The organism is Micromonospora sp. LH3U1 (assembly GCF_028475105.1).
In the GTDB taxonomy this organism is placed as follows: Bacteria; Actinomycetota; Actinomycetes; order Mycobacteriales; family Micromonosporaceae; genus Micromonospora.
In genome coordinates this window covers 6,479,103-6,500,599 of sequence record NZ_CP116936.1, presented here as the reverse complement: position 1 = coordinate 6,500,599, position 21,497 = coordinate 6,479,103, and the positions used below count along the sequence as shown (strand labels likewise).

General features: G+C 72.0%; 19 protein-coding genes. 13 read left to right on the top strand and 6 right to left on the bottom strand.

Going from position 1 to position 21,497, the window contains the following annotated elements; genetic code table 11:
• Window positions 1–153 precede the first annotated feature (153 nt).
• The 4 genes from PCA76_RS29810 (at window position 154) to PCA76_RS29795 (ending at window position 2,915) form a co-directional block, all read left to right on the top strand.
• The gene (locus tag PCA76_RS29810) at window positions 154–363 is read left to right on the top strand and encodes a helix-turn-helix domain-containing protein (protein WP_007465625.1); all 210 of its coding nucleotides are present in this window, start codon (window positions 154–156) and stop codon (window positions 361–363) included.
• Window positions 364–577: 214 nt separating this feature from the next.
• Window positions 578–679: a 30S ribosomal protein bS22 gene (locus PCA76_RS29805; protein WP_007465623.1), complete on the top strand. Its 102-nt coding sequence runs from the start codon at window positions 578–580 to the stop codon at window positions 677–679.
• A gap of 122 nt (window positions 680–801) precedes the next feature.
• The gene (locus PCA76_RS29800) at window positions 802–1,878 is read left to right on the top strand and encodes an NAD-dependent epimerase/dehydratase family protein (RefSeq protein ID WP_272613728.1); all 1,077 of its coding nucleotides are present in this window, start codon (window positions 802–804) and stop codon (window positions 1,876–1,878) included.
• Window positions 1,875–2,915, top strand: a complete 1,041-nt coding sequence (locus PCA76_RS29795; RefSeq protein ID WP_272613727.1) for a lysophospholipid acyltransferase family protein — start codon at window positions 1,875–1,877, stop codon at window positions 2,913–2,915. The genes PCA76_RS29800 and PCA76_RS29795 overlap by 4 nt, the downstream gene beginning before the upstream one ends.
• Window positions 2,916–2,924: 9 nt before the next feature.
• On the opposite strand, the gene PCA76_RS29790 is transcribed toward PCA76_RS29795, so the two are convergent.
• The 3 genes from PCA76_RS29790 to PCA76_RS29780 all read right to left on the bottom strand — a co-directional run bounded on the left by PCA76_RS29790 (window position 2,925) and on the right by PCA76_RS29780 (window position 6,033).
• On the bottom strand, window positions 2,925–3,794 hold the full coding sequence (locus tag PCA76_RS29790) for an HAD family hydrolase (protein WP_272613726.1): 870 nt from the start codon (window positions 3,792–3,794) through the stop codon (window positions 2,925–2,927).
• Window positions 3,795–3,921: 127 nt separating this feature from the next.
• Complete coding sequence (locus PCA76_RS29785) at window positions 3,922–4,797, bottom strand: DUF5667 domain-containing protein (protein ID WP_272613725.1); 876 nt, start codon at window positions 4,795–4,797, stop codon at window positions 3,922–3,924.
• Between the two features lie 279 nt (window positions 4,798–5,076).
• The gene (locus PCA76_RS29780; protein WP_272613724.1) at window positions 5,077–6,033 is read right to left on the bottom strand and encodes an ECF subfamily RNA polymerase sigma factor, BldN family; all 957 of its coding nucleotides are present in this window, start codon (window positions 6,031–6,033) and stop codon (window positions 5,077–5,079) included.
• Window positions 6,034–6,618: 585 nt separating this feature from the next.
• Between PCA76_RS29780 and PCA76_RS29775 the strand changes: the two genes are divergently transcribed.
• From PCA76_RS29775 to PCA76_RS29765, 3 genes are read left to right on the top strand one after another with little or no spacing between them, the layout of a single operon-like run.
• A complete protein-coding gene (locus PCA76_RS29775; RefSeq protein WP_272613723.1) occupies window positions 6,619–8,250 on the top strand; it encodes an AMP-binding protein in 1,632 nt (543 codons plus the stop codon).
• Window positions 8,240–8,494: a glutaredoxin family protein gene (locus tag PCA76_RS29770; protein WP_272613722.1), complete on the top strand. Its 255-nt coding sequence runs from the start codon at window positions 8,240–8,242 to the stop codon at window positions 8,492–8,494. The genes PCA76_RS29775 and PCA76_RS29770 overlap by 11 nt, the downstream gene beginning before the upstream one ends.
• Window positions 8,495–8,514: 20 nt before the next feature.
• A complete protein-coding gene (locus tag PCA76_RS29765; protein ID WP_272613721.1) occupies window positions 8,515–9,177 on the top strand; it encodes an HAD family hydrolase in 663 nt (220 codons plus the stop codon).
• Here PCA76_RS29765 and PCA76_RS29760 read toward each other — a convergent pair.
• Window positions 9,158–9,811, bottom strand: a complete 654-nt coding sequence (locus PCA76_RS29760) for a response regulator transcription factor (RefSeq protein ID WP_272613720.1) — start codon at window positions 9,809–9,811, stop codon at window positions 9,158–9,160. The two genes, PCA76_RS29765 and PCA76_RS29760, sit on opposite strands and share 20 nt — an antisense overlap.
• Before the next feature lie 58 nt (window positions 9,812–9,869).
• Window positions 9,870–11,174, bottom strand: coding sequence for a sensor histidine kinase (locus PCA76_RS29755; RefSeq protein ID WP_272613719.1), 1,305 nt, complete (start codon window positions 11,172–11,174; stop codon window positions 9,870–9,872).
• Window positions 11,175–11,544: 370 nt separating this feature from the next.
• Between PCA76_RS29755 and PCA76_RS29750 the strand changes: the two genes are divergently transcribed.
• The 6 genes from PCA76_RS29750 (at window position 11,545) to PCA76_RS29725 (ending at window position 18,062) form a co-directional block, all read left to right on the top strand.
• On the top strand, window positions 11,545–12,315 hold the full coding sequence (locus PCA76_RS29750; RefSeq protein ID WP_272613718.1) for a redox-sensing transcriptional repressor Rex: 771 nt from the start codon (window positions 11,545–11,547) through the stop codon (window positions 12,313–12,315).
• Window positions 12,312–13,709 (top strand): glutamyl-tRNA reductase, encoded by a 1,398-nt coding sequence (locus PCA76_RS29745; protein WP_272613717.1) that lies wholly within the window; start codon window positions 12,312–12,314, stop codon window positions 13,707–13,709. The genes PCA76_RS29750 and PCA76_RS29745 overlap by 4 nt, the downstream gene beginning before the upstream one ends.
• A complete protein-coding gene (gene hemC, locus PCA76_RS29740) occupies window positions 13,706–14,674 on the top strand; it encodes a hydroxymethylbilane synthase (protein ID WP_272613716.1) in 969 nt (322 codons plus the stop codon). Before PCA76_RS29745 ends, hemC begins: the two co-directional genes overlap by 4 nt.
• Window positions 14,671–16,251: a uroporphyrinogen-III synthase gene (locus tag PCA76_RS29735; RefSeq protein WP_272613715.1), complete on the top strand. Its 1,581-nt coding sequence runs from the start codon at window positions 14,671–14,673 to the stop codon at window positions 16,249–16,251. Before hemC ends, PCA76_RS29735 begins: the two co-directional genes overlap by 4 nt.
• A gap of 20 nt (window positions 16,252–16,271) precedes the next feature.
• Window positions 16,272–17,255: a porphobilinogen synthase gene (gene hemB / locus PCA76_RS29730; protein WP_272613714.1), complete on the top strand. Its 984-nt coding sequence runs from the start codon at window positions 16,272–16,274 to the stop codon at window positions 17,253–17,255.
• A 303-nt stretch (window positions 17,256–17,558) separates the two neighbouring features.
• On the top strand, window positions 17,559–18,062 hold the full coding sequence (locus tag PCA76_RS29725; RefSeq protein WP_272613713.1) for a helix-turn-helix domain-containing protein: 504 nt from the start codon (window positions 17,559–17,561) through the stop codon (window positions 18,060–18,062).
• Window positions 18,063–18,152: 90 nt separating this feature from the next.
• Here the strand turns inward: PCA76_RS29725 and PCA76_RS29720 are convergent, their stop codons facing one another.
• Window positions 18,153–21,431: a lamin tail domain-containing protein gene (locus tag PCA76_RS29720; RefSeq protein WP_272613712.1), complete on the bottom strand. Its 3,279-nt coding sequence runs from the start codon at window positions 21,429–21,431 to the stop codon at window positions 18,153–18,155.
• Window positions 21,432–21,497 lie beyond the last annotated feature (66 nt).

The following is a 21,497-nucleotide window of genomic DNA, read 5'->3' as shown; positions in this document are numbered from 1 at the left end:
GGTGAACCAAAGACCGAAGCATGATCAGTTGCACGAAGGGATCGCGCCGGTCACAGCCGTCCCGCTACCGTACTGGTAACACGCGCGTCGCCGGCCCGGCCCGGAGCATCCGTCGGGTTGGCACGCGCCGGGCATGGGATGGGTCGGTGAGCCATGGCCGGGTCGCAGTCCGACGGACGGCTGTCGGAGGTCAAGTTCCTGACCGTCGCGGAGGTGGCGACGGTCATGCGGGTGTCGAAGATGACGGTCTATCGCCTGGTGCACAGCGGTGAGCTCACCGCCGTGCGGGTTGGCCGGTCATTCCGGGTGCCCGAGCACGCGGTGCACGAATATCTCCGGGGTGCTTTTCAGGAGACTGCCTGAGCCACCGGACCGCCCTCCGAGTGCCACGTAACCGGCATCGACGGGGGCGCGTTGGTCCGGCTGACGCTCTGCGGCTACCCTGGACCCCGATCGAGACCCCACCGGTGCGCCCTGCCGCCCAGACCGGTCCGGTCCGTTGTCCGCAAGCGGTCGCCGTCGCCACCTGCGTGGTGTCATCCGGTCCGCCCCGCACGTTGTATCGAAAGGCTGTCGTATGGGCTCGGTGGTCAAGAAGCGCCGTAAGCGCATGGCTAAGAAGAAGCACCGCAAGCTGCTGCGCAAGACCCGCGTCCAGCGTCGCCGTCTCGGCAAGTGATCGCCGCCGGGCTCATAGCCCGGCGTTCGGCGTCACTTGCCAAACTGTCGACTCCCGGAGGCTCAGGTGATCAGGCCGTGGTCGTCCCGGCTCGATCCTTCCTGCCGCGGTAGGTGCGTCAGATGACCCCCGGTAGCACCTCAGGTGCTCCGGGGGTCGTCCTCGTCACCGGGGTGGGCCGCTATCTGGGCGCCCACGTGGCAGCCCGGCTGGCCGCCGACCCACGGATCGAACGGGTCATCGGGGTGGACGCTCCGGACTCCGGCACCGAGTTCACCGACCTGCTGGACCGGGTCGAACGGATCCGCGTCGACACCGGTGCGCTCGGTGGCCTCCTCGCCGACCTGGACGTCGACGCGGTGGTGCACCTCGCGCTGGTCAGCTCCCCCGACCCGCAGCACGGTGGCCGGTCGGGCATGAAGGACCAGAACGTCATCGGCAGCATGCAGATGCTCGCCGCCTGCCAACGGGCGCCCCGGCTGCGCAAGCTCGTGGTCCGCTCGTCTACCGCCGCGTACGGGGTGTCGTTCCGGGACCCAGCGGTCTTCACTGAGGAGACCGAGCCCCGGGAGGTGCCGCGCGGCGGGTTCGGCCGCGACATCCTCGACCTTGAGGGATACGTCCGTGGCTTCCGGCGCCGCCGGTCCGACGTCACCGCGACGGTGCTGCGCTTCGCCCCGTTCATCGGCTCGACCGCCGACACCACGTTGACCCGCTACTTCTCGCAGCCGTTCGTGCCGACCGTCTTCGGCCGTGACCCCCGTCTGCAGTTCCTGCACTTCGACGACGCGTTGGAGGTGCTGCACCGGTCGATCGTGGAGGACCATCCCGGCACCTACAACGTCGCCGGTCCGGGGGTGCTGTCGCTGTCCCAGGCGATCCGGCGGGCCGGTCGGGTGGCCGTGCCGGTGCTGGAGCCGGGTCTCTCCGGTGCCGCCGCGCTGGCCCGCAGCATGGGCTTCGGCCGTTACGGCCTGGACCAGGTCGACCTCTTCGTGCACGGCCGGGTTGTCGACACCACCCGGCTTGAGCAGGAGTACGGCTTCACGCCCCGCTCCACCGCCGAAGCGTTCGAGGACTTCATCCGCGCCCATCACGGCGGGGTGGTGGTCACGCGGGGTCAGTTGGCCGCCGCCGAGCAGCTCGTCCTGGACGGCATCCGGCAGGTCCGCTCGGCAGTGCGGGAGCGGTCGTCATGACCGGGTCGGGGGAGGGGCGCGACCCGCAGGGGGTCGGGCGTTTCGACGTACCGCAGCAACTGCCCGCACCGGACGCGGAGTCGGCGCGGCGCAACGGACATCGGCCGGCCGCCCAGGTCGCGTCGACGCCGCCCCTGACGCCGACCCCGCCCCTGCCGCCGACGCCGGTCGAGCCGGCGGTGCCGGACCGGCCGGGGGACCACTGGGACCGTAAGGTCGCGAACGGCCTGGCGTTCCTGCGCCGACGGTTCTCCGGCGACTACGAGGTGGACGAGTTCGGCTTCGACCCGGATTTGACCGATGCCGTCTTCCACCCACTGCTGCGGCTGCTCTACCGGGACTGGTTCCGCACCGAGGTCAGTGGGGTGGAGCACGTGCCCGTCGATGGGCCCGCGCTGGTGGTCGGCAACCACTCCGGGACGGTCGCTCTGGACGCGTTGATCCTCTCGGCGGCGCTGCACGACAAGCATCCCGCCCACCGCTACCTGCGGCTGCTCGGTGCCGACCTGGTCTTCCGGATGCCGGTGGTGTCGGAGATCGCCCGCAAGACCGGCGGCACGGTGGCCTGCAACCCGGACGCCGAGCGGCTGCTCGGCGGCGGTGATCTGGTCGGTGTGTTCCCCGAGGGCTTCAAGGGCATCGGCAAGCTCTACGCCGACCGGTACAAGCTGCAACGATTCGGTCGGGGCGGCTTCGTCTCGGCGGCGCTGCGCACCGGCACCCCGATCGTGCCGGTCGCCATCGTCGGCGGCGAGGAGATCTACCCGATGCTCGCCGACATCAAGCCCCTGGCGCGGTTGCTCAAGCTGCCATACTTCCCGGTCACGCCGACCTTCCCGTGGCTCGGCCCGCTGGGCATGGTGCCGCTGCCGAGCAAGTGGCTGATCCACTTCTGCCCGCCGATCCCCACCGCCCACCTGACCGACTCGGCGGATGACCCGTTGGTGGTCTTCAACCTCGCCGACCAGGTGCGGGAGACCATCCAGCAGACCCTGCACACGCTGTTGGAGCAACGACCCGACCCATTCGGCCCCTGAGAAGCTGAGTCAGTCGGCGCGGCGGCGGCGCTGCAGTGCCAGGCCGGCGGTGACCGCGCCGGCGACCAGCCCGGCCGCTGCGGTCGACGGTACGGCGATCTTGACCGCCCGACGGCCGGTGCGGAAGTCCCGTACCTCCCAGCCGTGCTGGCGGGCCTGCCGCAGCAGGGACCCGTCCGGGTTGACGGCCACCGCCCTGCCCACGGCCGAGAGCAGCGGCAGGTCGTTGGTCGAGTCGCTGTAGGCCGCGCAGCGGATCAGGTCGAGCCCCTCCACCGCGGCGAGCTGCGTGACCGCCTCGGCCTTCGCCGGCCCGTGCATCAGGTCACCCACCAACCGCCCGGTGTACGCCCCGTCCACCACCTCGGCCACCGTGCCGATGGCACCGGTCAGGCCGAGCCGGGCGGCGATCACCCGGCCGATCTCCACCGGGGCGGCGCTGACCAGCCAGACCCGCTGGCCGGCGTCGAGGTGACGTTGAGCGAGCTGACGGGTCCCGGACCAGATCCGCGGAGCCATCAGCTCGTCGAAGATCTCCTCCGCGAGGCGCTCCACCTCGTCGACCCGCCAGCCCTCGACGAAGGCCAGCGCGGCTTCCTTGGCCAGGGACATGTCACCGGCGTGCTCCCGGGCCAGCAGCCGGAACCGGAGCTGCTGCCACGCGAAGCGGGCCAGGTCGGAGGTGGTGAGGTAGTTCCGGGAGGCGAGGCCACGGGCGAACCAGTAGATCGAGGCGCCCTGCATCATCGTGTTGTCCACGTCGAAGAACGCCGCCGCGGTCGGGTCGGGGGCGGCTACCGGGGCCAGGTCGGTCTCCGCCCAGCCGGCGGTGTGCCCGGCGGCGTCAGTGCTGACCGTCACCTTACGGCTACGCGCCACGCGATTCCCTTCCTCACCGGTTACGACGGATGCCTCCAGCGAGGGTAGCCGCCGAGTACGGGCGACCGGCCGGACACAGAACGAACTGTGTCGCGGCCGGTCGGACGTGCGGTATAAGGGCGCGGGGTCAGCGAGCCCCGGGGCAGGCGCTCGGGTCGGGGCCGAGGGCGTCGCTGGCAGTCGGCGCCGGCAGGCCGCAGGCGATCGCCGCGCGCAGTGTGTCCGAGCGCTCCCGGATGGTGTCCAGCAGCAGCAGCGACCGTTGGGTCCGCTCCCGGTCGACGCGGGTGCTCCCGTCGAGCAGGGCGCTCACCGCCCGGCGTTGGCCCGAGACGAAGATGTTGAGCGTGTCCAGGCTGCCCGGCTCGGCCCGCTGCACCGCGGCGGCGGTCAGCAGCCGAACACCCTGCCGGGTGTCGGCGTCCATGTCGTCGAGGACGGCGCTGTAACCGATGCGGTCGCCACGCAGCTTGGCGGCTTCGCCGAGTCGGGTCCGCGCGAAGTCCAGGAAGAGTTGGCCGCGGCTGATGTCCGAGCTGGCCAGAGCGAGTTGAGCCCGTTCGGTCGACCGCTTCATGCCGTACAGCGCGTCGCCGGGCACCGCGTTCTCGCTGGCGGCGGAGATGCCGGAGACGGCGATGGCGCCGGCGGCGATGCCGACCAGGATCGCTCCTCGGGCTCGGGCCCGCCGGGCGGTGGCCGCCGGCAGCAGTCGCCCACGGGCGGTCGTGGTGGCCGGTTCAGTGGTCGCCGGTGCGGTGCCCAGCCCTTCCCGTTCGGCGGTTGCGAGCAGCATCGCCCGCAGGCCGGTACGGAAGTCCGGGTTCACCTCGACAGCCGGTGGGTCGACGCTGAGCCGCTGGCCCACTGCGACGAGCGGCGCGAGTTGACCGTCCGCTCGGGATCGCACGTGGTGTCGCCGAGCGCCGTTGGCCTCGTCGAGAAGCTGCGCGAAGCGCTCGGCGCGCCGGCGGGAGAAGAGGATGTCGTCCACCGCAGGCACCTCCTCTCGCTGGTCACGGCCGGTCGGCCGCCGTCGTTGCCAGCGACCGGGCGGCAGTGTGACACCACGGAGGTGAGGTGCCGCCGGCGTGCCGGAGGACCTCGGTGACCCGGGCTTGCCGGGACAACCACCGGTCGCACCCGGAGAAACGCGGCGGACCGGGCACGGGTTACGGGCCTGGCGGGCCGGAAATTACAGAAAGTGATCGTCGTCACCGGGCGGGACCGACTCTGAGCTGCACGAACGTTGATCGGCGCCCATCGGTCCCGCCGTAACAAACTACGGCTGGAAGCCGTCGGGCAGGAGTCGGGCCAGGGCGCGAACGGCCCGGTACTGGAGGGCTTTGATGGCACCCTCGTTCTTGCCCATCGCCCGGGCCGTCTCGGCGACCGAGAAGCCCTGGAGGAAGCGGAGCACGATGCACTCCTGCTGCTCCGGATTGAGCTGCTTGACGGCGGTGAGTAGCGCGACGTTGGTGATGTGCTCCACCACCGCCGCCTCCGGGCTGCCCTCCGGGCCCCGGTCCTCCCGGTCGGCGTCGAGCACGTCGCCGGTGGTGACCTCCAGCCGGTACCGGCCCGACTTGAAGTGGTCCGCGACCAGGTTGCGGGCGATCGTCACCAGCCAGGCGCCGAGGTCACGACCCTGCCAGGTGAAGCTGCTGATCCGCTTGAGCGCGCGCAGGAACGTGTCCGAGGTGAGGTCCTCGGCGAGTTGCCGATTACCGACCCGGAAGTAGACGAACCGGAACACGGTGTCCACGTACCGGTCGTAGATCAGACCGAACGCCTCGGACTCACCAGCCTGAGCCCGCTCGATCAGCGTCCAGACCTCGGTGGCCGGGTCGGACGGATCCGGGCGGCTCGGGAAGCCGGTCGGGGTGGTGGCGGTGGTGGCCGGCACTGCCGGAATGACCGCTGTTTCACCCGCCGCCGGGTCGGTGGTCACCGCCGGTGTGTCGCTGACCCGTCGACCCTGCGAAGGCATGATCGGTCGGGCCGGTACGGCGACCCGGCCGCCGGCCGGCTTCGCGTTCGCGCCGGGCACCGCAGGTCGAGGTGGTGGCTCGTTGTGGTGTGGCCGGCTGCGGATCCGTTGCGCCGCGCCGTCGCCCCGCACGGCGGTGCCGTTCGAATCGTCCAGTGGAGCGCGGGCCGCTGGCCGCTCGTTGACGTGGGAGCGGGTCGGCTGACCAGCCAGGCCGGCTGGGCGTTCCGCGTAACCGAAGGTGGTCACCGAGTTGCCCCCGTCCCGTCGGTCGCCGGACGGGCCGGTCTGTGTTTCGTCGGGGCGGCCCGACCGGGCTTCCGGTCGGGCAGGACTGTGGCGGGAGTTGCCGACGGGCGGCAATTCCCCTGGAGGTGCTGGTCCAATGCACTCACAGGCACGGGGGCCTCCTCGGGCTGAGGGGTGTCGACTCACGGCAAATGGGGTGACCCGACCCGAGTGATGATAGGGCCAACGTCACCCGCGCGTGGCAAGTCCGTTACACAAGGCGGAAGTATTTCCCGCTCCGTCGCACCAGTGGCGGACCGGTTGTCCGTCGTGTGCGATTGACTTTCCGTCGGTCCGGTGTTCCAGGATGGATCCCCTGGTCGGGAGCGCATTGCCTGATCGGCTGACCCACCGCGCCGGGTGTCCGCGCGGGCGCGCCGAACCGACTGTGGACGGCGTCAGCCATCCCATCGGCAGGACCTGATCGGGCCGCCGGTGGCACGCCGGACAGTCCCGTGGATGAGACTTGTGCGACGCCGCCGTCCGGGCTCCGGCCCAACCGTCGGGCGTGGCCTGTCGCGGCCCGCTGTGCCAGACTCGATCACCGTGCAGGACGCAGCGGCAGACCACCCCGCGCCGAACCTCGCCGACCGGGTCCGCCGGGCGGCTCTCGACCGCGATGACCGGGCCGCGCTGCACTGGCGCGACCACACCCTCAGCTGGTCCGAACTGGACGCCGCGGTGGACGCCGCCGCGCGCGGCCTGTCCGCCGCCGCGCCGCCCACCAACCCCGGCGGCACCCCGCCACGCGTCGCGATCGCACTGCCCAACACCCTCGACTTCGTGATCACCTGGCTCGGCGCTCTGCGCGCCGGGCTGGTCGCCGTGCCGGTCAACCCCGGCTTCACCGCCCCGGAGCTGCGGCACGTGCTGGCCGACTCCGGTGCGTCGGTGCTGATCGGCACCGAACGGGTGCGTGGCCTGGTCGCCCAGGTGGCCGCCGAGCTGCCGGCGCTCGCCGTCGTACGCGGGACCCCGCCGACCGCCGAGGCGCCCGGACCGCCGCCCCGCCCGCAGCGCGGCGGTGCCGACCTGGCTGTACTGCTCTATACCTCCGGCACCGAAGGGCGCCCCAAGGGGGCGATGCTCTCGCACCAGGCGCTGCTCGCCAACCACGAGCAGGTCGACGAGATCGAGCCGACGGTGGTCGGGCCAGCGGACACCGTGCTGCTCGCGTTGCCGCTGTTCCACGCGTACGGGCTCAACTCGGGGCTCGGCGCGGTCGTCCACCATGGCGCGACCGGCGTGCTGCTCGACGAGCTGGGCCCGACGGCGGGGCTGGACGAGATCGCCCGGCACCGGGTCAGCGTGCTGGTCGGCGTACCGTCGATGTTCCTGGCCTGGGCCGACGTGGCCACGATCCGCGCGGCGACCGCGTCGGTGCGGGTGGCGGTCTGCGGCGCGGCACCGTTGGAGCCCACGGTCGCGGCGCGCTTCACGGAGGTCACCGGCCATCAGGTGCACATCGGGTACGGCCTCACCGAAACCGCGCCGGTGCTCACCTCGACCCTGGTCGGCGGTGTGGCCAAGGCGGGTTCGATCGGCCGGCCACTGCCCGGTGTGCAACTCCGCCTGGTCGACGCCGACGGGGTGGACCTGTGGCGCGACGGGCTGGCCGTGCCCGATGAGGACCCCGATGAGCTGGACATCTCCGACGTGGCGCCGGGCACCGACCCGGGGCAGATCGTGGTACGCGGCCCCAACCTCTTCGCCGGTTACTGGCCCGACGCTCGGGGTGGCCCGGACGCCGACGGCTGGTGGGGCACCGGCGACATCGCGTACGCCGACGAGGACGGCGACCTCTTCCTGGTCGACCGGCTCGGCGAGTTGATCCTGGTCAACGGGTTCAACGTCTATCCGCACGAGGTCGAGCTGGTGCTCACCGGACACCCCGGGGTGGCCGAGTCGGCGGTACTGGGTGTGCCGCACCCGCGGACCGGCGAGACTGTGCGGGCGTACGTGGTGCCGGCGCAGGGCCGACCGGTGACCAGCGAGGAGTTGCTCGCCCACTGCGCACGCAACCTGGCCCGGTTCAAGTGCCCGACCGCCGTCGAGTTCGTCGACGCCCTGCCGCACTCGGCGATCGGCAAGGTACGCAAGACCCAGCTCCGGTCGGCAATGCCGACCGACCCGCCGGCTATCGCCGACACCCGCACGGAGGCAACCGATGGCCAGTGACGCCCGACTCGCCCTGATCACCCGACCCGGCTGCCACCTGTGCGACGACGCCAAGGCCGCGCTCGACCGGGTGGTGGCGGTCACCGGCGACAAGTGGGTCGAGTGGGACGTCACCGGCGACGACGGGCTGGAGCGGGAGTACGGGGACCGGCTGCCGGTGGTGATGCTCGACGGCAAGGAGCACGGCTACTGGCGGGTCGAGGAGGACCGGCTCCTGCGGGACCTGACCACGCCGCAGCTCTGAGCGGTGCCTAGGGTGCTCTGATGACCCCTGCGCACCCTCACCTCGTGTGGGACTGGAACGGCACCCTGCTCAACGACCTCAGCCTGGTGGTTTCCGCCACCAACGTCGTCTTCGAGAGCCTGGGCGGGCCGACGGTGACCCCCGACGAGCACCGGGTGCGGTTCCGCAGGCCGATCGCCGAGTACTACGCCGAGGTGCTCGGGCAGGCCGTGGACGACGACGAGTTCGGCCGACTGGACCGGATCTTCCACGACGCGTACCGCACCGGGTTGACCACCTGTGAGCTGGCTGCCGACGCGCGCACCGCGATGGCCGCCTGGCCGGGCAGTCAGAGTCTGCTCTCCATGTGGTTCCACGAAGAGCTGGTGCCGACCGTGCACACGTACGGGCTGACCAGCCACTTCACCCGGGTCGACGGCCTGCGGGCCACGGTCGGCGGCGGCCGTAAGGCCGAGTCACTTCAGCTGCACCTGGCCGAGCTGGGCGTGGACGGCACCTCGGTGGTGCTGATCGGCGACTCCATCGACGACGCGGATGCGGCGCTCGCGGTGGGCGGCCGTGCGGTGCTCTACACCGGCGGGTTCACCGACCCGCCCCGGCTGCGCGCCTCCGGTCACCCGGTGGCCGACACCCTCACCGAGGCGGTCACCCTGGCCCGGGAGGTCAGTTCCGCAGATAGGTGAGGACGGCCAGCACCCGCCGGTGCTGCTCGGTGTCGGGCGGCAGGGTGAGCTTGGTGAAGATGTTGCGCACGTGCTTCTCCACCGCGCCGTCGCTGACCACGAGGGCGCGGGCGATGGCGGTGTTCGAGCGCCCCTCGGCCATCAGGGAGAGCACCTCACGCTCGCGGGGGGTCAGCTCGCTCAGCGGGTCGTCCCGGCGACGTCGGGCGAAGAGCTGGCCGACCACCTCCGGGTCGAGCACGGTGCCGCCGGCGGCCACCCTGCGCAGCGCGTCCAGGAACTCGTCGATCGCGGCCACCCGGTCCTTGAGCAGGTAGCCGATTCCGCCGCCGGCACCGCCGGTGGTGGCGAGCAGATCATCGGCGTACGAGACCTCGACGTACTGGGAGAGCACCAGGATCGGGGTACGCGGCACCAGCCGTCGCGCCTCCACCGCCGCCCGCAGCCCTTCGTCGGTGTGTGACGGCGGCATCCGGACGTCGACGATCGACACGTCCGGCCGGTGCTTCACCACCGCCTCGACCAGCGCGTCGCCGTCCCCGACGGCGGCCACCACCTGGTGCCCGCTTTCGGTCAGTAGCCGGACCAGCCCCTCCCGGAGCAGGACGGCGTCGTCGGCGATCACGATGCGCATGGTCGTGTTGTCTACCACGTTCGGCCCGTCGCGGGGGCTCGGCGCGGTGCCCGACTGCTCACAGCGGAAGTTCCGCGCGGATCTCGGTGGGGCCGCCGACCGGGCTGACCACCAGCAGTTCACCGCCGGCGGCCCGGACCCGGTCGGCGATGCCGGCCAGCCCGTGCCCCTTGGCGAGGTGCGCGCCGCCCTGCCCGTCGTCGCCCACCCGCACCTGGAGCTCGGCGCCCTGCCGGGCTACGGCCACCACGGCCTCGGTGGCCCGGCTGTGCTTGGCGACGTTCGTCAGCGCCTCGGACACCACGAAGTACGCGGTGTTCTCCACCGCCGGGTCGAGCCGCCCGGCCGGGGTGCCGAGCTGCGGGTCGACCTGAAGTTCGATCGGGATCAGCCCTCGGCCGGCGATCGCGGCCAGGGCGCTGGGCAGGCCCCGGTCGACCAGGATCGGCGGGGCGATGCCCCGGGACAGTGCCCGCAGCTCGGCCAGCGTGTCCCGGGTCTGGGTGACCGCCTCGTCGATGGTCCGGCCGGCTGCCTCCGGGTCGGAGGCGAGCTGCATCCGGGCCCGGCTGAGGTCCATCGCCAGGCGGACCAGGCGCTGCTGGGGGCCGTCGTGGATGTCGCGTTCCAGGCGGCGCAGCGCGGACGCCTCGGCGGACACGGCGGCCCGCTTCTGCTCCTCCAGCACGGTGATCCGGTCGCGCATCTCGGCCACCCCGGTCAGCATGGCCTTGGCGAAGCTGGCCTGGAGCAGCGCGCAACCCCGGACCACGATCGGCAGTGTGATCAGGAAGAACACCCCGACCGCGGTGTACAGACCGATCCGGGCGGTGGTCGAGTCGCCCAGGCCGAGCAACTGGGCAAGGTCGCTGTCACCCTCGCCCTCGGCTCGGGGCAGGGCCCAGTCGTAGGCCCAGTAGAGCGAGCCGGTGATCGCGGCGGCCCACCAGGCCACGGCAACCACGAAGGTGCCCACCGCCGCGATCAGCCGCAGGATGCCGTGCGCCAGATCGAGCCAGGACTGGGCGTCCCGCATCGGCACGAAGATCCGCCGCCAGGCGTTCGCTCCCGCCTCGGGCAGCCGGTAGTGCGGCCGGATCCGGGGTTGCCGGAGCACCGCGGGCAGCCGCAGCCGCTCGATGTCGGCCAGCCCACGGGCCGCGTACAGGACGCCGCTGAGGATCGGCAGACCGATCACCGTGACCACCAGGCCGATGCCGACCGAGAGGCCGACGACGAGGACGACGAAGCTGGCCACCGCCAGGGGCAGGCCGAGCAGCACGTACCCGGAGTCGACGAAGAGCTGGCGGGGGATGCTCGGTGCCAGCATTGGGTGGTCGCTGGTGGCGGCAACGGCGGTCATGTCTCAAAGGCTAGGCATCCGTGCTTCCCGTCCCCATCCCGAAGCCCTGCCTCTCCCCCGTAGTGCTGTCCCTACCCCTTCCGAGACGGCCTTGTGAGGCTCGGCGCGGGATTGGTCAGAGAAGTCGGGATTGAGTAATAATCGCCCAGGCGGTGGGGGCGGAGACCCGCTGGATCGATCTTGTGGAATGGAGGTGCTGGTGAGGTCGCGTGACGCAGCGACAAGATCGCGATTTGTGCACGTCTTCACAAGCGCCTACTCTGTGACTCCGACGCGCCCTGCTAGCACAGCCGGCAACCTCGGTCGCCAGCGGGAGTCCATAAGCGGCCCACCAGCGGAGTTGGCCGAGGATCGCACCGCACGGAGTCTCATGAGTCAGCACCGTCACCCAGGCGCGCCCGGCCGCGCCGGTGCCGTACCGACGCTCCCGGATCTTCCCGAGGCGACCGTCGCTCGGCTTCCGGAGTACCTGCGCGCGCTCCACAACCTCGCCGACGCCGGGCACGAGACGGTGTCCAGTGAAGGTCTCTCCGCCTCCGCTGGCGTCAACTCCGCCAAGCTCCGCAAGGACCTCTCCCACCTCGGCTCGTACGGCACCAGGGGCGTCGGCTACGACGTCGGGCTGCTGATCGAGCAGATCGAGTATGTGCTCGGGCTCACTCAACGCCGGGCGGTCGCCCTGGTCGGCGTGGGTAATCTCGGTCACGCTCTGGCCGGCTACGACGGCTTCGCGAGTCGGGGCTTCCGGATCGCCGCACTGCTCGACGCCGATCCCTCCCGGGTCGGCGAGGAGATCAACGGCCTGGTAGTCCGGCATGTCGACGATCTGCCGACGGTCGCGGCGGAGGAATCCCTCGCGATCGGCGTGATCGCCACCCCGGCCGCCGCCGCCCAGCAGGTCGCCGACCAACTGGTCGCCGTCGGCGTGACGAGCATCCTCAACTTCGCGCCGTGCGTACTCTCGGTTCCGGAGGGGGTCGACGTGCGCAAGGTCGACCTCGCCATCGAGCTGCAGATTCTGTCCTTCCACGAGCACCGCAAGGCGTCGCTGACCGCGCTGCCCGCCACCGGCGGGTCCGCACTCACCGCTCTGCCGGGCGGGTTCGCGGCCACCGACACCCAGGAGGCGATCGGCACGTGAAACTGCTCGTTGTCGGCGCGTCCTACCGGACCGCCCCGGTCGCCACGCTGGAACAACTGGCTGTGCCTCCCGCCGACCTGACCCGCACCCTGGACCGCCTGGTCGCCCAGCCGTACGTGGCCGAGGCGGTGATCGTCTCCACCTGCAACCGGGTGGAGGTCTACGCCGCCGTGTCCGGTTTCCACGGCGGGCTCGGCGACGTCTGCGCCGTCCTGGCCGAGCAGGCCGGCAGCCCACCTGCGGCGCTCGCCAGCCACCTGTACGTGCACTACGACAACGCCGCCGTGGACCACGTCTTCCGGGTCGCCACCGGTCTGGACTCGATGGTGGTCGGCGAGGCGCAGATCCTCGGCCAGTTGCGTGACGCGTACCACTGGGCCACCGGCGCCGACTCGGCCGGTCGCCTGCTGCACGAGCTGATGCAGCAGGCGTTGCGGGTCGGCAAGCGGGCTCACGCCGAGACCGGCATCGACCGGGCCGGCCAGAGCGTCGTCACCGCCGCACTGGAGCTGGCCGCCGGGCACCTCGACGGCGACCTCGCCGCCCGCCCGGCCCTGGTGGTCGGTGCTGGCGCGATGGGCTCGCTCGGGGTGGCCACGCTGTCCCGGCTGGGCGCTGGGCCGCTCACCGTCAGCAACCGGGGTGCCGAACGTGCCGTCCGGCTCGCCGAGTCGTACGGGGCGAGTGCCGCGCCGATGACCCAGCTGACCGACACCCTCTCCACAGTGGACATCGTAGTGGCCGCCACCGCGTCCACTGAACCGGTCCTCACCCGCGCGGTGGTCAGCGCGGCGCTGACCGAACGGGACCCGGCCAGGGGCCCGCTGGTCCTGCTCGACCTGGCCGTCCCGCGCGACGTCGAGGAGGGCGTCGCGACGCTGCCCGGCGTCGAGGTGATCGACATCGACCGGATGGCGGCGGTGCTCGCCGACGGTCCGGCGGCTGCGGACGCCGCGGCCGTCGAGCGGATCGTGCTGGCCGAGGTGGAGAGCTTCCTCACCTGGTTGCGGGGTGCCGACGTGGCACCCACCGTGGCCGCGCTGCGCGGCCGGGCCGACGACGTGGTCACCGCCGAGCTGCGCCGGCTGGCCCAGCGTCGCCCCGACCTCGGCGACGACCTGCGGGCCGAGGTGGCCCGCACGGTGCACCGGGTCGTGCAGCGGCTGCTGCACCAGCCCACCGTCAAGGTCCGCCAGTTGGCCGCGGAGCCCGGCGGCGACCAGTACGCAGCCCTGCTGCGCGAGCTGTTCGACCTCGAGGTGCCGCAGACCTCGCCGGTGGACACCGTCCCGGACGTGTTGACCCCCGACCTCGGCCTGGCGTTCCCCGACACCGATCCGGTGTCCGGAGCCGACGTCGCCGAGCCGACCCCGCCCACCGGAGGTGCGCGATGACCGCCCCCCTACGCCTCGGCACCCGGGGCAGCGCCCTGGCGATGGCCCAGTCCGGCCAGGTCGCCGAGGCGGTGACCGCCGCCACTGGCCGCCCGGTCGAGCTGGTCGAGGTGGTCACTGCGGGCGACCGCTCCAACGCGCCGGTGCATCGGCTCGGCGTCGGGGTGTTCGTCTCCGCGCTGCGCGACGCGCTGACCGCCAGGACGATCGACTTCGCGGTGCACTCCTACAAGGATCTGCCCACGGCCGGCGCCGCCGGGCTGCACATCGCGGCCGTGCCGGCCCGACAGGACCCGCGCGACGCGCTGATCGCCCAGGGCGGGCGGACGCTCGCCGAGCTGCCGCCCGGGGCCACCGTCGGCACCGGCGCGCTGCGTCGTATCGCCCAGCTGCACGCCCTCGGGCTGCAACTGGAGGTCGCCCCGATCCGCGGCAACGTGGACACCCGCCTGGCGCGGGTGCTCGGCCCCGAGGCCGACCTCGACGCCGTCGTCCTGGCCCGTGCCGGGCTGGCCCGACTCGGTCGGGTCGACGTGATCACCGAGACGCTGGATCCGATGCTGATGCTGCCCGCCCCCGCCCAGGGTGCGCTGGCCGTGGAGTGCCGGATCGACGACCAGGGCCTGGTCGAGCTGCTCGCGGTGCTCGACCACGCACCGTCGCGTGCTGCGGTCACCGCGGAACGCGCGTTTCTGGCAACCCTGGAGGCCGGGTGCAGCGCACCCGTCGCCGCCTACGCCGAACTCGCCGAAGGCGACGACGGCGATGAGATCTACCTGCGCGGGGCGGTGATCAGCCCGGACGGCACTCGTGATCTCCGGCTGTCCCGCACCGGAACGCCCGCCGACGCGGCGGAGATCGGTAAGGCACTCGCCGCCGAACTCCTCGACCTCGGCGCCGACTCGATCCTCGGCCACGAAGGACACACCGGCCCGGGGACCCAGCAATTTGGGAGCACAGAATGACCCGCACCCGTAAGCCCGTCGGCCGTATCGCGTTCGTCGGGGCTGGCCCCGGTGACCCAGGTCTGCTGACCCGTCGGGCACACGACGCCCTGGTCGACGCCGACCAGGTGATCTACGACCGGGGAGTCCCCGAGTCGTTGCTCGCCTTCGTACGCGCCGACGCCAGGGACGATGCCGAGTTCACCCCGGCCGAAGGCGCGCCGGGGGACGTGGCGAAGGTGCTGATCTCCGCGGCCCGGTCCGGGTTGAACGCGGTGCACCTGGTCGCCGGCGACCCGTTCGGCCACGACTCGGTGGTCAAGGAGGTGCAGGCCGTGGCCCGCACCGCCGCCCACTTCGAGGTGGTGCCCGGCGTCGGCCAGGCCGAGGGTGTGGCCACCTACGCGGGCGTCCCGCTGCCGGGTGTGCGTACGGCCGCCGACGTCGAAGACGTCAGCGCACTGGACTTCGAGGCGTTGGCCACGGCCGTCGGCCGGGGTTCGCTCGCGCTCGCCGTGGACGCCGGTGACCTTGCCGCCGTCCGGGACGGGCTGCTGGCCGCCGGGGTCGACGGCACCACCGGCGTCGGTGTGACCGGCGACGGCACCGGCGAGACCCAGTACACGACCACGTCGACCGTGGACAGCTTCGTGGCCGCCGCGCTCGGCTTCACCGGCCGGGTGGTCCTCACCGTCGGTGTCGGGGTGGGGCAGCGCGACAAGCTGAGCTGGTGGGAAAACCGCCCGCTGTACGGCTGGAAGGTGCTCGTACCCCGCACGAAGGAGCAGGCTGGCGCGATGAGCGCTCGGCTGCGTGCGTACGGGGCGATCCCGTGCGAGGTGCCGACCATCGCGGTCGAGCCGCCGCGTACCCCGGCGCAGATGGAGCGGGCCGTCAAGGGCCTGGTCGACGGCCGGTACGCCTGGGTGATCTTCACGTCGGTGAACGCGGTCCGCGCGGTCTGGGAGAAGTTCGCCGAGCACGGCCTGGACGCCCGGCACTTCGGTGGCGTCAAGATCGCCTGTATCGGTGAGGCGACGGCGGACGCGGTCCGCGCGTTCGGCATCCAGCCGGAGCTGATCCCCGCCGGGGAGCAGTCCTCCGAGGGGCTGCTGGCCGAGTTCTCCCCGCACGACGAGATCCTCGACCCGGTGGGCCGGGTTCTGCTTCCGCGCGCTGACATCGCCACCGAGACGCTCGCCGCCGGGCTCACCGAGCGCGGCTGGGAGGTCGACGACGTGACCGCGTACCGGACGGTGCGCGCCGCGCCGCCGCCCGCCGAGATCCGGGACGCGATCAAGTCGGGCGGGTTCGACGCGGTGCTCTTCACCTCGTCCTCCACCGTGCGCAACCTGGTCGGCATCGCCGGGAAGCCGCACGCCCGCACCGTTGTTGCCGTCATTGGGCCCAAGACGGCGGAGACCGCGACGGAGTTCGGCCTGCGGGTCGACGTCCAGCCGCCGCACGCCTCGGTGCCCGACCTGGTGGAGGCGCTCGCCGCCTACGCCGTCGAGCTGCGCGAGAAGCTGGCCGCGATGCCGGCCAAGCAGCGCCGCGGCTCGAAGGTGCAGGGCCCGACCGCCCTGCGCTTCCGGTAGTCGTTCGAGGAGGCCGTCCCATGTCGTACCCCGAGATCCGGCCCCGCCGGCTGCGCCGCACCCCGGCGATCCGCCGGCTGGTGTCCGAGACCCGGGTCGACCCGGCCGAGCTGGTCGTGCCGATGTTCGTCAAGGAGGGGCTGACCGAGCCCCGGGCCATCGCGTCGCTCCCGGGGGTGCTCCAGCACTCCCGGGACTCGCTCCGCAAGGCGGCGGTCGAGGCGGTCCAGGCCGGTGTAGGCGGGATCATGCTCTTCGGCGTGCCGGAACAGCGGGACCCGACCGGCTCCGGCGGCCTCGACCCGAACGGCATCCTGAACGTCGCCATCCGCGACGTGGTGACCGAGGTGGGTGACGCCACCGTCGTCATGAGTGATCTGTGCCTGGACGAGTTCACCTCGCACGGACACTGCGGGCTGCTCAGCCCCGACGGCGAGGTCGACAACGACGCCACCCTGGCCGCGTACGCCGAGATGGCGGTGGCCCAGGCCGCCGCCGGGGTCGGCATGGTCGGGCCGTCCGGGATGATGGACGGCCAGGTCGGCGTGGTACGCCGGGCGCTCGACGCCGCCGGACACCAGGACGTGGCGGTGCTGGCGTACGCCGTGAAGTACGCCTCCGCCTTCTACGGCCCGTTCCGCGACGCGGTGGAGTCGGCGCTGGAGGGCGACCGGCGTACCTACCAGCAGGACCCGGCCAACCTGCGCGAGTCGCTGCGCGAGGTGGCGCTCGACGTCGCCGAGGGCGCCGACCTGGTGATGGTCAAGCCGGCGCTGCCCTACCTCGACGTGGTGTCGGCGGTGCGGGCCGCGGTGGACGTCCCGGTCGCCGCCTACCAGGTCTCCGGTGAGTACGCGATGGTCGAGGCGGCCGCGGCGAACGGCTGGATCGACCGGGAGCGCGTGATGCTGGAGACGCTCACCTCGATCAAGCGGGCCGGCGCGCAGGTCATCCTCACCTACTGGGCGGTCGAGGCCGCCGGTCTGCTCCGCCAGCGCTACTGACGATCATCGCCTGACGGCCGTCCCGCGCTGCGGCTTCGCCCGCGCGCCTTGGGCTGCGCCCCTCCTTCCTTGGGGTGCCGTCTGGGCTGCGCCCTGGACTGCGCCTTGGGCTTCCCCTGGGGTACCTCTTCTCGCCCTTTGCTCTGCTTCAGCGGAGGCAACAGTTCGGGGCTCTGAGTGTTGCCTCCGCTGAAGCAGAGCAAAGGTGACGTGGGTATGCCCTCGGCCCCAGGCTCCCACTAGTTGTCCACAGGTTTATCCACAGGGATTGAGTCGAGCGTTCGGGTTGCGGATCGTGGTCGCATGGCTTCGGCGCTCGATCCTCCTCCGTCCCTCGGCCCCACCATCGGTCGCTTTCCCATCGCGGGCCTGGTGCGTCGGGCCCGCCGCATCAAAGGGCTGGGCCAACGTCAGATGGCGCGATTCGCCAAGGTTTCACCATCGACCGTGGGGAAGGTCGAGGCCGGCGACATGACACCGAGTTTGGCGGTGCTGGAGCGACTGCTCGCTGCGGCCGGGCTCTATCTGACCGTGGTGGACCAGGAGGGCCGGGTCATCCAACCGATGGCCGACCGCGAGGACGTTCACGACGGCGCGTTTCGCCGTTACCCCTCGCACCTGGACACCATTCTCGACCCGGAGCAGGGGGAGTGGTGGGGGGACATCTATGGGCTGGCCCGGCCTCCGGAGACCTACCACCGCAGTTCGGCAGACCGCGAGGCGCGACGCCGACGCAGCCAGTGGGAGGTGCGGGTGGCGCAGCACCGCAACGTGCCACCTCCGCCGATCGTCCACGACTACTACTGAGCCCTCACGTCGACTGGGCCGGGCGAACGACGAGCGGCCCGCCGTCCGGGGGCATCCGGACGACGGGCCGCTGACACGGCGCCTGGCGGATCAGTCGTCGTTGGTGATCGTGCCGACCGCCAGCGGATCGGCCAGCCGCAGACCGGGCACGCCGGCCACCAGCAGCGTCAACTTCTCGTCCGACTCCCGCTTCCGGTCACCGCGTACCGTCACCGGGAAGGCCACCGACGTCTGCCCGGCGGCCAACACCTTGCAGCCGGCGTACGGGTCGAAGTCCGAGCCTGCCTGCGCCGTGAGGCCGACGGTGGCGGCGCAGAGCAGCACCGCCTGGGACAGCGGCCGGGACACGGTGGCGGTGAAGGTGAGCTGCCGGGTGCCCTGGTTGCCCTCGACCACCGTCGTGTCGGCGACGGTCAGCGACGCCCGGGACCGGAACCTGGCCACCTGCGGGTCGTGGTCGCTGGAACCGCGTGACCCGTCGCCGGCGAACTCCGCCGGCCAGTCGGCGTTGATGTGCGCCGCCCGCACCTGCACCAGGTCGCCGTAGAGCGCGTCGTTGACGAACAGGTGGTCGAGCGTCTGCGCCTGCCCCTCGAAGCTGTACGAGTAGGCGGACGCCGGCACGTCCGCGACGAGGTTGTCCCACAGGTTGTGCAGGCCCGCCTCGTAGAGCGGTGCGAGCTGGTCCGAGGGCGTGGGCTGGCTGCCCGTCGCGATCGGGTCGTCCGGGCGCGGGAAGACGTTCAGGTCCCCGCCGTAGACCACTCGGGCGGACTGGTCGGCCGCCTCGATCGCGGTGACGATCGCCGCGCCGTACGTCGCCTGCTCCCGCCGCTGCCCGACCCGGCTGTCCGGGCCGGAGGAGTAGTGGTTGCTGAGCGCGTACAGGGTGAACCGCTCGGTCGAACCGGGTGACGCGGCCACGCTGAACTTGCCCAGTTGGGGAGCGCGGGTGAAGACGTTGGTTCCGTCCCGACCGGTCGAGGTGTCCACGTCCGACGGCAGCACCGCGTTGAGGGCCTTCGGGTTCTGCACGTCGGCGTTGGCCGGCAGCCCCGCAGCGCGGTACTGAACGGTCGGTGCCGAGCCCAGCAGCGGGTCGTTCGCCGTCGCGGCCGCCAGCGACAACCGGTCCGTCCGGTACAGGAAGGCGGCGGTGATACCGCGGGCGTCCGCGCCGGTCCGGTCATAGGCAGCGGCGTACGCCGGCCCGCCAGCCGCCGCCACCGCGAGCGCCAACTCCTGGATGCTGTCCGGAGCGCCGTCGGCGTTGTCGGTGTCGCCGCAGGTCAGCGCCGTCCCGGAGACCGTGCAGATGTCCTGGTCCTCGGCCTCCTGCACCAGGATCAGATCCGGTGCGTGCAGATCCTTCACGATCTGGTCGGCGAGCGCGGCCAACTGCTCGCGGTAGTCCGCCTCGCTGCTCGGCACGTAGTCGAACGGCGGAGAGACCCCCGTGCAGCCGGCGTTACCGGCGAAGTCGCAGCCGTCGAACGGGTCGTCCCGGTAGTCGTACAGGTTCTCCACGTTGTAGGTGGCGACAGCCACCTCCTGGGACCGATCAGCCGGCTTGGGCGGGTTGTTCTTCGACGGGTCGGCCCCGGCGTCGAACTCCGCCCGCTCGACCTGGACGCCGTACTTCTCGAACGAGTAGTAGACCGCGCCCATCGCGTCGGCGCGCAGCGTGTCGAAGGTGTGCGTCGGCGGGAGCAGCGCTGTGCTGTCCCCGGCGGTAGCCTTCACGCCCATGCTGCCGAGCAGCACCCGCTGACCGTTGCCGTCGTCGAAGCGGCGGGTCGGGTCGTTGTCCAGCGGGTGCGAATCACGGAAGACCCGCCGGGCGTACGGGTCGGCGCGGTCCAGGAGTGGGTCGTCCCGGTCGACCACCCACAGCTCGGCGTCGGCCGTGGACGAGAAGACGTCCCGTCCGCTCACCGCGCCACTGCCCGCGCGTACCCGCATCCGGGCGCCCTCGTGCCGCTCCCAGAAGCGCTGCGCGTCCGTGAACTCGGTGGGTGGCACCGCGTCGGTCACCGCGACGGCGGTGTCCACGGCCAGGCCGCCGGTGATCCGGCGGACCAGGGAGGCGCCGGAAAGTTGGGTGAAGCTGAAGTACTCCGAGACCCGGGCCCGGAGCACGACCTCGTCGCCGATCGTCGGGACGTAGCCGCCGATCAGCGAGGTGAACGCGCCCATGAAGACGAAGATGCCGTCGGAGCTGGTCGGGTCGCCGTCGGTGTCGCCGGTGCGGCTCTGCAGGAAGAAGCCGTGCTGCTCCGCCCCGGCCGAGGTGCGGGCCAGGGTCAGTTGGGTGATCACGCCGCGTACGTCGTACAGCGTGCTGCTCGTGCCGTTGCCGCTCGAGGGCGCGAGCGGCGACCGGTCGGTCGGACCGGACTCGGCGTCGGTGGTCGGACCCTGCACCTCGCCGACGGTCAACTCCCGGGTCACCTGCACGACCAACGCGCAGGTGGCGGTGCCACCGCCCGCGTCGGTCGCGGTCAGGGTGACGGTGTACGCCCCGGCGGCGAGGTCGGCGCTCGCATCGACCGTGGCGCGCGCGGTGCCGCCCACCCCGTCGGCCGGGGTGAACGCGGTGCGGCTGATCGAGCCGGTGGCCGGGGTCGGGCTGACCCCGGTCACCGCCAGGTCGACGATCGTGTCATCCGGGTCGGCGGCGGTGACCTCTCGGCTCGCCGCCGTGCCCGCCGAGGTGACCAGCGGGCCGCCGCAGGTGAGCGTGGCCGGCACGTCGACCGGACCACCGCCGTCGACGGTGTGCGAGCCGAGGCCGTCGAAGGTGTCGACCGGGAAGCCGGCCCACTGCGCGGCGGGGTCGAGCGCGTCCGACGGGTCGGTGTCGCCGGTCGTGACGGCGGGCAGTCGACGCAGGGTGTTGTCCGCGGTGCTGGTGGCACCGGCACCCCACTCGGTGCCCGGGTCGACGCCCACCTGGCCGATCGAGTCGAGCACGGTGGTGCCCCGGCGCAGCACGATCGCGTCGTCGCCGTTGAACAGGCTCGCCCCGGTGGTCTGGTCGGCCTGGGCGAGGATCGCGGCCCCGGCCGAGGCACTGGCGAACACGAAAGCGTCCCCGGCGGCCACCGTCCCGGTCAGCGCGACCGTGGTCGCCGTGGTGGAGCCATTGAAGAAGAGCTGGAGCTGGTAGCCACCAGCGGTGAGGTCGACGGCGGCGCCGGTGCCGTTGAACAGCTCGATCGCCTTGTTGTTCGACGAACCTTCGACGTACTCCGAAATGAACAGGTCGGTGGGCGCGGCGCTGGCCGCGGTGGGTGCGACGCCGAGCGCCGTGACGGTCACGGCGGCGGTGGCGGTCGCGAGCGCGGCGATTGAGCGGCGCGGGCGCATAGGGCCTCCACGATGGGTGGATGGGAGTCAACGCACGTTAAGGTGCGCGACTGTCCACCGTCCATC